At 64.1% G+C, this 12,640-nt stretch carries 9 protein-coding genes; all 9 read right to left on the bottom strand.

The features are described 5' to 3' along the window. Nucleotides 1-112: 112 nt before the first annotated feature. The gene (gene cydB / locus CH292_RS07665) at nt 113-1,147 is read right to left on the bottom strand and encodes a cytochrome d ubiquinol oxidase subunit II (RefSeq protein WP_037182793.1); all 1,035 of its coding nucleotides are present in this window, start codon (nt 1,145-1,147) and stop codon (nt 113-115) included. A 9-nt stretch (nt 1,148-1,156) separates the two neighbouring features. After that, nucleotides 1,157-2,599 carry a cytochrome ubiquinol oxidase subunit I gene (locus CH292_RS07660; RefSeq protein ID WP_094654436.1) on the bottom strand — a complete coding sequence of 481 codons (1,443 nt, stop codon included), beginning with the start codon at nt 2,597-2,599 and terminating at the stop codon, nt 1,157-1,159. Nucleotides 2,600-2,672: 73 nt separating this feature from the next. Next, complete coding sequence (locus tag CH292_RS07655) at nt 2,673-4,148, bottom strand: carboxylesterase/lipase family protein (protein ID WP_094627677.1); 1,476 nt, start codon at nt 4,146-4,148, stop codon at nt 2,673-2,675. A gap of 104 nt (nt 4,149-4,252) precedes the next feature. Continuing rightward, on the bottom strand, nt 4,253-5,842 hold the full coding sequence (locus CH292_RS07650; protein ID WP_037143680.1) for an AMP-binding protein: 1,590 nt from the start codon (nt 5,840-5,842) through the stop codon (nt 4,253-4,255). An 85-nt stretch (nt 5,843-5,927) separates the two neighbouring features. After that, on the bottom strand, nt 5,928-7,193 hold the full coding sequence (locus CH292_RS07645; protein WP_019666529.1) for an ABC transporter permease: 1,266 nt from the start codon (nt 7,191-7,193) through the stop codon (nt 5,928-5,930). After that, a complete protein-coding gene (locus CH292_RS07640) occupies nt 7,190-8,410 on the bottom strand; it encodes an ABC transporter permease (protein WP_230595781.1) in 1,221 nt (406 codons plus the stop codon). The genes CH292_RS07645 and CH292_RS07640 overlap by 4 nt, the downstream gene beginning before the upstream one ends. Next, nucleotides 8,403-9,905, bottom strand: coding sequence for an ABC transporter ATP-binding protein (locus tag CH292_RS07635; RefSeq protein ID WP_094654435.1), 1,503 nt, complete (start codon nt 9,903-9,905; stop codon nt 8,403-8,405). Before CH292_RS07635 ends, CH292_RS07640 begins: the two co-directional genes overlap by 8 nt. A gap of 52 nt (nt 9,906-9,957) precedes the next feature. Then, complete coding sequence (locus tag CH292_RS07630) at nt 9,958-11,055, bottom strand: BMP family protein (protein WP_026348043.1); 1,098 nt, start codon at nt 11,053-11,055, stop codon at nt 9,958-9,960. A gap of 138 nt (nt 11,056-11,193) precedes the next feature. Continuing rightward, nucleotides 11,194-12,636 carry a nucleobase:cation symporter-2 family protein gene (locus CH292_RS07625; protein WP_094654434.1) on the bottom strand — a complete coding sequence of 481 codons (1,443 nt, stop codon included), beginning with the start codon at nt 12,634-12,636 and terminating at the stop codon, nt 11,194-11,196. Between the last annotated feature and the right edge of the window lie 4 nt (nt 12,637-12,640).

The following is a 12,640-nucleotide window of genomic DNA, read 5'->3' as shown; positions in this document are numbered from 1 at the left end:
TTCACAGGCGTCGACGATAGGCCAGAGCAGACCGAATTGTCTTGTGCTGCACACGTTTATCGGACATTTCGGGCGAAAGCCCTGACCTGGCACCCCTTCTACAGAAACAGGGTCAGCTACGCCCCGCCCATTTCAATCCGTGGGACTGTCCGATGGCGGTGCTGGAGATGCGCTGGCGGAAGACCCAGTACGTCCATGCCTGGTACAGGATCACGACGGGCGTCATGAAGGCGGCGACCCAGGTCATGACGGTCAGTGTGTACGGGCTGGACGACGCGTTCGCGATGGTCAGGTTGTAGGCCGGGTCGAGGGTGGACGGCATGACGTTGGGAAACAGCGACGCGAACAGCAGTGTCACGGTACTGACGACGGCGATCGACGTGAGCGCGAAGGCACGTCCTTCCTTCTCGTCTCGGGTGAAGACCACGACGCCCAGAAGGGCTGCCGCGGCGAGGCCGACGAGGATCCAGGTCCATCCCTTGCCGTACGCGATCTGGGTCCACAGTACGAAGGCTCCGGCGATCGGCACGGCAGGTACTGCGAGCCTGGCTGCGATGGCGACTGCGTCCTCGCGGATCTCGTCGGCCGATTTCAGTGCGAGGAACACCGCGCCGTGGAGTGCGAACACCACGGCGGTGGTGACGCCGCCCAACAGGGCGTACGGATTCAGCAGATCGACGAGGCTGGACACCACTTGCTTCTGCGCATCGATCTCGACCCCGCGCACGATGTTGGCGAAGGCGACGCCCCACAGCACGGCCGGAACCCATGACCCGAAGACGATCCCCCAGTCGCATCGTCGGCGCCAGTTGTCGTCGTCGATCTTCGCGCGCCATTCGATCGCGACGATCCGCAGGATCAGGGCCACCAGGATCAGCAGCAGCGGAAGGTAGAAGCCGGAGAACAGGGTTGCGTACCAGTCCGGGAAGGCTGCGAACAGTGCGCCGCCCGCGGTGATCAACCAGACCTCGTTGCCGTCCCACACCGGTCCGATCGTGTTCAATACGACCCGACGTCGAACGTCCGGCGGGATATCGGTGCGCCGCCCCACGATCGGCATCAGCATTCCGACGCCGAAGTCGAAGCCCTCCAGCAGGAAGTAGCCGACGAAGAGTACTGCGACGATCACGAACCACATCTCGGCCATCGTCGCCTCCTAGTACTCGAACGAAAGTTGCTTCGGTTCAGCAGGATCCGGCGGTGTTTTGTCGTGATCCATGGGGCCTTCCTTCGCGTATCGGATCATCAGCTTCAGCCACACGACGCCCAGTGCCCCGTACAGCAGCGTGAAGGTGACGATGGAAATCCACACGGTTGCGGCGGAATGCCCCGACACACCTTGGTCGACGGTCAACCGGATCATGTCCACGCCGGTCGGGTTGGGGTGCACCATCCACGGTTGTCGGCCCATTTCGGTGAAGATCCAGCCGGCGCTGTTGGCGAGGAACGGCATCGGTATCGCGATCAACGCCAGCCACGAGTACCAGCGCTGATCGGGCACCCGCCCGCGCCTGGTGACCCACAGCCCGGCGAGCGCCAGCGCGGCCGATCCAGCGGCGAGCCCGATCATCATTCGGAACGACCAGTACGTGACGAAGAGATTGGGTGTGTAGTTGCCCGGTCCGAATTCCTGCTCGTACTGCTCCTGCAACTGTTCGACGCCTTGCAGTGTCACTCCGGAGAATTTGCCTTCCGCGAGGAACGGGAGCACGAAGGGTAATTCGATCACCGATGTCACGCTGTCGCAGTTGTTGTGTGTGCCGATCGTGAGGACCGAGAAGTCGGGGTCGGTCTCGGTGTTGCACAGCGATTCCGCCGACGCCATCTTCATCGGCTGTTGCACGAACATCAGCTTGCCTTGCGAGTCCCCCGTCCACGCCACGGCGACGCCTGCCACGACCATCACCAGCAGCGCGAGACGTGTTGCCGGACGGAACAGTTCACGAGCTTCCTGTTCGCGGCCCCGACGCATGTTTCGCACCATCCACCAGCCGGAGATACCGGCGACGAAGGTTCCGGCCGTCAGGAACGCGCCGGCGATGACATGTGGATAGGCAACCAGCGCAGTGTTGTTGGACAGCAGGTCACCGATCGAGGTCAGCTGCGCCCGGCCGGACTCGGCGTTGTACTCCGCGCCGACGGGATGCTGCATGAACGAGTTCGCGACGACGATGAAGTATCCCGACGCGTTCACACCGATCGCGACGAGCCAGATGGTCGCGAGGTGGACGCCCCGAGGCAGTCGTTCCCAGCCGAAGATCCACAGTCCGAGGAACGTGGATTCGAGGAAGAACGCGACGAGACCTTCCATCGCCAACGGAGCACCGAAGACGTCGCCGACGAACCGCGAGTACTCACTCCAGTTCATGCCGAACTGGAACTCCTGAACGATTCCGGTGGCGACGCCGAGCGCGAAGTTGATCAGCAGAAGCTTGCCGAAGAACTTGGTGAGCCGGTACCAGGAGTCCTTCCCGGTGATCATCCACATCGTCTGCATGATCGCGACCATCGGCGCGAGACCGATGGTCAGCGGCACCAGTACGAAGTGATAGACAGTCGTGATTCCGAACTGCCACCTCGATAGATCCAAAGCGTCCATTGCCACTCCAGCCCGCAGGTTGGTGGTGACTATAGACCCGTTGTCGACGCCTTACCTGTGAAACGAGACCTCGTCAGCGCACCCCGGCCCAGACTTCCCTCGTCGACGCACGGGGGTCGTCGACCACTTCGGTCCGGTCGCCGAACATCATCACCGATCGATCCGCCCCGTACCGGGACCAGCCGGGCGAGCCGTCGCGCACGAAGTCGACCCAGGCTCGGTGCATGTCGTCGGCCACCTGCTGGGGTGGGTTCGCTCCGGTGATGCGCGCCGTCTCCGGTTTGTCCAGCAGGTCGAACACGAACGGTATTTCCAGGGCATGACATGCCCCGAGGGCGCCGTCGAAGAGAGTGGATCGCCACGTGAACTCGTAGACGAAGGCGTTTCCGCCGCGGGTCTCCGCGACGCGTACGGCGGGGATGCGGAAGAACCAGTCGGTGATCACCGCGATGAGCAGTTCGCCGGGTGACGCGTCGGGCAGCTGCGCCCGGTAGACGTCGAGTGTCTGCTCGACGTCGGCACCGTACGCGCCGATCGCGGCTCGAACCCGTGCCTCGTCCACGTACCCGACGACACCGGCCGGCACCAGGAAGAACGCGAACTCCTCGCTGGTGGTGCCGATCAGAACATCGATCTCCGAGCCCGCGCCTGCGGCGATTCTCCGGTGCGGAACGTCGGGCACGACATCTCCGTCGACGTAGGGCTCGAACGGCATCATGTTGAACGCCAGTTCACCCCACGCTCCGGTCGGGGCTTCCGCGGTGACGCGGTCGCCGAGCTCACGCTGAGCGTCGACGAACGCTTCCACCGGCACAGAACCGAAACCGTTCACATCGGGTTGCACGCCGAGTGAATCGGCAAGCGCCTCGGCTACTTTCGTGGCAGTACCCTCGGTGATGACGTGGTAGCCCGCCCCGCTCTGCAGTATCGCGCGCCGGAAGAGCCCCTCCGCCGACGGCATCGACATCAGGGTCCCGACGCTCATCGCCCCTGCCGATTCACCGGCAACGGTCACCGCGTTCGGGTCTCCGCCGAAGGCAGCGATGTTGTCACGCACCCACCTCAGTGCGGCGACCTGGTCCAGGAGACCTCGGTTGGCAGGCGCTCCGTCGATTCTCGCGAATCCGTCGGCGCCGAGACGGTAGTTGACGGTGACGACGACGATGCCGTCCCTCGCGAACGCCGAGCCGTCGTAGATGGGCACGGCGTTGCTCCCGTTCACGAATGCCCCGCCGTGGATCCAGACGAACACCGGCAGTCCCGACGCGGACACGTCGGGTGTCCACACGTTCACGTTCAGGCATTCGTCACCGGGAACCACTGGCTCGGTGAGTATGTCGCTGACGGGCGGTCGGTATCCGATCTTGGGGGCCGTGGCCCCGAACGTCAAGGCATCTCGGACACCGCTCCACGACGGGGGTGCGCTGGGCGCCGCGAACCTGCGGGCACCGAACGGCGCTTCGGCGTAGGGAATTCCGAGAAAAGAGGTGACCGGTCCGCTCTGTTGACCGCGGACCGTACCCTGAGCGATGTCGACTGTGACGTCCATGCTTCTTTATTACCCGAAGGACTGGGAATGGTGTGACAGTTCCGTCCTACGCAGGCGGGAATCCGACTGCTGAGCACGTGATTGTCACACCACTCCCGGAGGTCCTACTGTGCTGCTTCCGCGGCCCTGAGGTCCTTGCGCAGGATCTTGCCCGCAGCGGACTTCGGAACCGTGTCGATGAACTGGACCTTGCGGACCTTCTTGTGCGGTGAGACGCGCTCGGCGACGAAGGCGATGACGCCGTCCTCGTCGATCGACGCATCTGCCTGCAACACGACGAAGGCCTTCGGCACTTCCTCGCCCTCGTCGTCGAGTACACCGATGACGGCGGCGTCGGCGATTTCGGGGTGGGTGAGCAGCAGAGCTTCGAGCTCGGCGGGCGGAACCTGGTAACCCTTGTACTTGATGAGTTCCTTGAGCCTGTCCACGATGTAGACGACGCCCTCGGAGTCGACGACTGCGATGTCTCCGGTGTGCAGGTAGCCGTCGTCGTCGAGGGTCTCTGCGGTAGCGGTCGGGTTGTTGAGGTAGCCGGCCATGACGTTCGGCCCCTTGACCCACAGTTCGCCCGGCTTGGACCGTCCTTCTGCCGGAATGTCGATTTCCTCGAGGGTCTCGGGGTCGACGAGCTTGTTGACGGTGTTGGCCAGCGGGAGGCCGACGGAGCTGAGCGGCATGTCGTCGCGGTCGAACGGGATTGCGTGGCTGACCGGGCTGAGCTCGCTCATGCCGTAGCCCTGACGGATGCGCGTGTTCAGCCGAGCCGCGACGGCCTTGCCGAGTTCTTCGTCGAGCGGGGCTGCGCCGGAGAAGATGGTGTGCACGCTGGAGAGGTCGTACTGGTCCACCAAGGGGTGCTTGGCGAGTGCAACGGCGACGGGGGGTGCGATGAAGAGGTAGGTCAGCTTGTTGTCCTGGATGATGCGCAGGAATTCGACGAGGTCGAACTTGGGCATGGTGACCAGTCGTGCACGCAGTTTCAGGGCGATGTTGAGAAGCACTGTCAGGCCGTAGATGTGGAAGAACGGCAGCAGCGCGAGGATCGCGTCGTCGGTGTCGATGCCGACGCGGGGTTCCATCTGTGCGACGTTGGCGACGAGGTTGCGGTGCGTGAGAATGACGCCCTTCGGCACACCGGTCGTTCCGGACGAGTACGGAAGCACGGCGACCTGGGTTGCGGGATCGAACGTCACGTCGGGGGCGGGCGCGCCCTGGGTCAGCAGGTCGCGCAGATTCGGGTGGCCTTCGGCGCCGTCGAGAACGATGACGTGGTCGTCGTCGATACCGACTTTCTCCGCGGCGGCCTTGGCCTGCGGGTACAGCGGCGAGACGGTGAACAGGAACTTCGCGCCGGACCCGGTGAGCTGCTTGGCGATGTCCTCGGCGGTGTACAGCGCGTTGATCGTGGTCGCGGTGCCGCCTGCGCGCAGGATGCCGTGGAGGACCGCGGCGAACGCGGGCACGTTGGGCGAATGCAGGCCGACGACGTCGCCCACCTCTAGCCCGCGCGCGGCGAGTGCTCCTGCGATGCCGTTGATCTGGCCGATGAGAGCCTGGTACGTCGTGACATCCCCCGAGGCGCCGTCGATGAGGGCGGGCTTCTCGAGGTCGGCGTCCGTGATGGAACCGAAGAGGTAGTCGTAGACACTCAGGTTCGGTATCTCTACGTCGGGAAAGGGGCTGTTGAAGCTCATGACTCTCCTTCGAACACGCTTACGGCAATATGTCCGAAACCCTACAGTGAACGCGGTCACAACCGACAGGTGACCTACTGGCGAGTCAGGACTTCACGTACGGCTTACCGGCAGCGGCGGGACCACGCACGTGACCGACGAGGCCGGCGACCGCGAAGATCGTGACCACGTACGGGAGCATCAGCATGAACTCGCTCGGAACGGGCGAGCCGATGATGCCGAGCACGTTCTGCAGGTTCGACGCGAAGCCGAACAGCAGGGCCGCCAGCGTTGCGCGTATCGGGTCCCATCGGCCGAAAATGACTGCGGCCAAGGCGATGTAACCGGCGCCTGCGGTCATTTCCTTACCGAATGCGCCGACCGATCCGAGGGTGAAGTACGCACCGCCCAGGCCGGCGATGGCTCCGGCGAGGCAGACGTTCCAGAAGCGCGTACGCGCGACGTTGATACCGACGGTGTCCGCAGCCTGCGGGTGTTCACCGACGGCGCGCAGACGCAGACCCCACTTGGTGTGGAACAGACCGAACCACACCAGCGCGACGACGAAGTACATCATGTAGACGATCAGGGTCTGGCGGAACAGCACGGGGCCGATCACGGGGATCTGGGACAGCACCGGAATCTCGATGCGCCCGAACCGCGGCGGGGAGTTGAGGGTCTCGGGATTCTTCGTGAGCACGACCGAGTACAGGAAGCTCGTCAGTCCCACGACCAGAACGTTCAGTACGACGCCGACGATGACCTGGTTGACGAAGTACTTGATGGAGAACATCGCCAGCAGTGCCGCGGTCAACGCTCCGGCCAGCAATGCGGCGAGCAAAGCCACGTAGGCGGATCCGGTGATCGACGCGACGACGGCGCTGACGAAGGCGCCGGACAGAAGCTGGCCTTCGATGGCGATGTTGATGACGCCGACGCGTTCGGAGATGACGCCGCCCATCGCGCCGAAGATCAGTGGTGTGCTGAGTGCGACGGCGCCGATGAGCAGTCCGGGCACGGGCACGGTTGCTCCGGCGGCGGCCCACGTCAGGAACCCGAGTACGAACAGCACTGCGAACACTGCGAGGAGCCACAGCGGCGTTGTCCTGTGGCGCAGTACGTTCCACACGGAGAACGCGAGAATCGCAGCCAATGCCGCGACAACGAGAATTCCGGTCGCCCCGGTCGGGACTCCCACTGCCGGGAGCGCAAAGAAGTCGTTCTCGCTGGCGAGGCCGAAGGTGGTCGTACCGGATTTGCCACGCAGGACGAACAGGATCAGCCCGAGCAGAGTCGCTGCACCGAGGACGCCCGGTACCTTCCAGCTTCGCTTCGGCGTCAGTACCTCCGGCGCCGTGTCGAGGGTGGTCACAGTGCTCCCACCTTCGCGGTGTCGGCGCGGGCCGCGGTCTCGGCTCCCGGTGGCGGTAATCGGAAGACAGCTCGCACCAGCGGAGGCGCTGCGATGAACAGGACGATGACCGATTGCACGACGAGAACGATGTCGATGGGGATGCCCTCGGCCGCCTGCATCGCGAATCCACCGGCTTTGAAGGCACCGAACAGTATGCCCGCGAAGAACACTCCCCACGGTTTGGATCGGCCGAGCAGGGCCACGGTGATGGCGTCGAATCCGATGCCTGCGTCGATGTCCGCGCCGAAACCGGTGGTGACCGTGCCCAGAACCTGGGCGACACCTGCCAAGCCGACCAGGGCGCCGGACATCACCATCGCGTACAGGTACATCCGATTGACATCGATGCCCGCGATCTTCGACGCATGCGGGTTCTCGCCGACGGCGCGGAAGCGGAATCCCAACGATGATCGTTCGAGAAGCCACCAGACCGCGACGGTCACCACGACGACGAGGACGAAACCGAGATGCAGGGAATAGCGGTCACCGAACAGCTTCGGGAAGACCGCCGTCGATTCCATCGCTGCGGTCTTGGGGTTGTTCTGCCCGGGGGCTTGCAGTGCGCCCGGTGTGCGCAACAGATATGCGACGAGGTAGAACGCGACGTAGTTGAGCATGATCGTGACGATGACTTCGTGGGCACCGGTGCGCGCCTTGAGCACTCCGGCGATACCGCCCCACACCGCGCCGCCGACGACACCCGCGAGGATCGCCAGGATCAGGTGAATCCCCGCCGGGAGCTGCAGCGAGAAACCGACCCACCCGGCGCACGCCGCGGCGATGAGCATCTGGCCGCGGCCACCGATGTTGAACATCCCGACCCGGAAGGCAAGTGCCACACCGAGACCGGCGACGATCAACGGCGTCGCGAAGGTCAGTGTCTCCATGAGCGGCCGGATGCCGTTCTCGAATCCGGGTCGCCGAAAGTTGTACACCGACCCCTGGAACAGGGACGAATACGCCCCCGACACTGCGTCCCAGACCGCCACCAGCATGTCCGACGGCCGCGAGAAGAAGTATCCGGCGGTCTCCTGCACCTGATCGTCGGTGACGGCGATCAGCACTGCTCCGACGATCACCGCCATGAACACGGCGAGCACGGAAATGATCGCGCTTCCGGTGAATATCTGCCGCAGAACCACATGGGACCGCGACGGTGCAGGCGTTTCAGCCATGCTTCTCTCCACCCATCATCACACCTAGAACTTCGCGGGACGTGTCAGCAGGCACGATGCCGACGATGGTCCCGCGGTACATGACTGCAATTCGATCGGCGAGCGCCGCGACTTCGTCGAGTTCGCTGGAGACGACGATCACCGGCACACCGGAGTCCCGAGTCGCGACGATCCGCTTGTGCACGAACTCGATCGAGCCGACGTCGATACCTCGTGTCGGCTGCGACGCGACGAACAGCCGGAGGTCTCGGCTCAGTTCGCGAGCGAGCACGACCTTCTGCTGATTACCGCCGGACAGCCGCCCGACGCGTGTGTCGATTCCCGGAGTTCGGACGTCGAACTCCTCGACCTTCTCGGCGGCGAACGTGTCCAGATACTCGCGTCGGATGGCGCCGCGACGAACGAACGGCTCCCCCGTCGACCTGTCCAGCATGAGGTTCTCCGCGATCGAGAACTCGCCGACGAGTCCGTAGACCGTGCGGTCCTCGGGCACGAAGCCGACACCTGCGCCGAGCACGTCGTGCACGGATGCGCCGACGAGAGAGCGACCGTCGAGCTCGATCTCACCGCGGATCTGCTCGCGCGCTCCCAGGAGGGCCTCGACGAATTCGCTCTGCCCGTTGCCCTGCACACCGGCGACGGCGAGGATCTCGCCTCGGTGGACCTCGAGGCTGACATCGTCGACGACCTTCTGACCGGCTCCGTCGAAGACCGTCAGATTTCTCACGACCAGCGCGGCATCCCCGGGCGTCGCCGGTTCCTTCGACACCGTGAGCTGCACATCGCGTCCGACCATAAGGGCAGCCAGTTCGGCGTTGCTTGCCGTCGGTTCCGCTTCGCCGACGACTTTGCCGAGCCGGATGACGGTGATGCGGTCCGCCACTTCACGCACTTCGCGAAGCTTGTGGGTGATGAACACGATGGCCGTGCCGGATTCGGCCAACTCACGCATGATGCGCATCAGGTCGTCGGTTTCCTGCGGCGTGAGCACAGCCGTCGGCTCGTCGAACACCAACACCTTGGCGTCACGGCTGAGCGCCTTGATGATCTCCACGCGCTGCTGAACGCCGACGGGGAGGTCGTCGATCCTGGCGTCAGGGTCGAGGTCGAAACCGAAGCGCGACGAAATCTCCCGCACCAGCTTCCGGGCGGCGGCGAGATCCAGTCTGCCTCCGGATTTGGTTGTCTCGTGCCCGAGGATGATGTTCTCGGCGACGGTGAAGACCGGAATCAGCATGAAGTGCTGGTGCACCATACCGATTCCGGCGCTCATGGCCTCACCGGGGCCGGCGAAATTCTGCTCGACGCCGTCGAGCAGAATCTTGCCTTCCTCGGCGCGATACAGGCCGCTGAGAACGTTCATCAGCGTCGACTTGCCTGCCCCGTTCTCGCCGAGCAGGCACACGATCTCTCCCGGCTCGACGACGAGGTCGATGGAATCGTTCGCGACGAGCGAGCCGAACCTCTTCGTGATGCCCTGTAGTTCGAGTTTCACAGCAGTTCGAGTTTCACAGCAGTTCAAGTTTCACAGCAGTTCTAGTTTCACGTCACTTGGGCGAGGACGGGGACTCGACGGTGATCGAACCGTCGATGATGCCTGCCTTGATCGTGTCGAGTTCGCCCTGCAGTGCCGGGTCCACCTGGGACTCGAAGTCGTGGAACGGTGCGATGCCGACACCGTCGTTCTCGAGCGTGCCGACGTAGGGTGCGTTGTCGAACGATCCGTCACCCGAGGAGGCGACGATTTCGTCGACGCTGGTCTGCAGGCCCTTGGTGACCGACGTGAGGAGCAGGTCGCCGACGGACGGGTCGGACACGTAGACGTCCGCGTCGGCACCGATCAGAGCGATGGGGCGCGAGGAATCACGGATTGCCTGTGCCGCGCTCTGGTAGATCGGTCCACCGACGGGGAAGATGACGTCCGCGTTCTGGTCGATGAGGCCTTGAGCGGTGTTCTTGGCGACGGCGTTGGCTTCGAAACCGCCGGTGAACGAGCCGTTCTGGGCCGGGACGTCCCAGCCGATGACGCGAACGTTGCCGTTCTTCTGCTCGTTGAAGTAGTTGACGCCGTCGGCGAATCCGTCCATGAAGATGGTGACGGTAGGCAGTTGTGAGCCACCGAAAGTACCGACGACACCGGTCTTGGAGAAGCTCGCAGCGGCGTAGCCGGCGAGGAATCCGCCCTGGGCCGCGTCGTAGGTCAGCGGTTTGACGTTCGGCAGGTCGATGCTGGAATCGTCGATGATGGCGAAGTCGATGTCGGTGTTCGCTTCGGCGGCGGCCTTGGTGGCGTCGGCGAGGTCGAATCCGACGGTCAGGATCAGCGAACATCCCTGGTCGATCAGGTTGTTCAGGTTGGGGTTGTAGTCCGTCGGCGACGCCGATTCGACGGTGATGGGCTCGACACCGAGCTCTTCGGAGGCGTTGGTCAACCCCTCGAAGCTGAGCTGGTTGAACGACTTGTCGTCGAAGCCACCTGCGTCGGACACCATGCAGGGCTTGAAGTCGCCTGCTGCTGTACCACCGGAATCCGATCCACTGTCCTCGGGGGCGGAGCCACATCCAGCGACGAGTGCGACCGCACCGAGCGACGCGACTCCCCCGAATACCAGTCTGCGGGTGTGTGAGCGGGGAACGACGGTCAAAACTTCCTCCAGTGTTCGGTGCAGCACGGTGGCGCTGCTGCGTGTTCGCGGGTCTCGTGAACACGCGATCGGTGTGTGGCTAGTTTGTCTGATTGCGGACGCTACTACTCGCTCGGGTTACCCGCATGATTTCGCGCCTTACGCCTCCGGGTCCCGCGGGTTCGGTTTCCGGCCGTCGACGCTGCTCCCGTCACGGTCTCTCGGGACGTCGGCTTCGTCGTCGCGCACCATGACGGCGGGGCCCGCAGCGACGATCGAGGGGTCCTCGGGCGTGCCGGGTCGGAAGACGTTGAAGAAGAGATTGAGTACCACCGCGACGATACTCGCGGCGCTGATGCCGGAGTGGAACACAGTGACGAACCAGTCCGGGAACTCGTCCCAGAAGTCGCCCGCCACAACGGGAATCAGCCCGAAGGCAAGTGTCACCGCGACGATGACGAGATTGTTGTTGTTGTCGTAGTTCACCCTGCCGAGTGTGCGGATGCCACTGGCCGCGACGGTCCCGAACAGTGCGATGCCCGCCCCGCCGAGAACGGGAAGCGGAATCACACCGACTACCGCGGCGAGAATCGGCGAAAGACCCAGCAGCGCAAGCACTCCACCGCCCACGGCAACGACGAATCGACTCTTCACTCCGGACATCGCGACGAGCCCCACGTTCTGCGCGAACGCGGTGGCGGGGAACGAGTTGAAGACCGGAGCGATCGCCGAGGACAGCATGTCCGCGCGGAGACCGTCGCCGACGCGCCGGGTGTCGACGTCGGTGCCCACGACCTCACCGACGGCGAGGATGTCGGCCGTGGTCTCGACCATGATCACCAGAATCACGATGGTCATCGAGATGATGGCGCCCACGGCGAAGATGGGACTGCCGAATGCGAACGGTGTCGGCAGTGCCACGATGTCCGCATCGCCGACACCGTCGAAATCTGTTTTCCCGAAGACGAATGCGGCGATCGTGCCCACGAGAAGTCCCAGCAGAATCGACAGCCGCGACACCGTGGGGGTCTTCGTCAGGATCAGCACCACGAGCAGAGTGAACATCGCCAATCCGATGTTGCCGACGTCGAGGTACTCCGGATTCGGTGCGCCGCCGACCATTTCCTGCCCGGTGATCCACCGGGCCGCGACGGGCATCAGCGACAGTCCGATGACCGTGATGATCGATCCGGTGACGATGGGCGGAAAGAACTTCACCACTTTCGAGAAGAACGGTGCGACGGCGAGGCCGATCAGCGCGGCGACGATCACCGAGCCCAGCACGGTTCGCAGGCCGGTCTCGCCGTTCTCCGCCCCGACGATGATAGTCAGCATGGTGGAGACGGCGGCGAACGAAATACCCTGCACCAGTGGCAGTTGCGAACCGAAGAACGGCACGCCGACCGTCTGCAGCACCGTCGCGACACCGCTGACGAACAAAGCGCAGGAGATGAGCAGCGCCTGGTCGGTACCGGATAGCCCCGCCGCGCCGCCGACGATGATCGGCACTGCGATGACGCCGCCGAACATCGAGAGGATGTGTTGCATGCCGTACCCGAACATCTGTAGCACCGGCGGCGTGGCGTCCTCTGGCCTGGTCATGCAC

Source organism: Rhodococcus sp. 14-2470-1a, assembly GCF_002259425.1.
Classification (GTDB): domain Bacteria; phylum Actinomycetota; class Actinomycetes; order Mycobacteriales; family Mycobacteriaceae; genus Rhodococcoides; species Rhodococcoides fascians_E.
The sequence above is the reverse complement of the archived record's forward strand: the minus strand, read 5'-3'. Positions and strand labels throughout refer to the sequence as shown.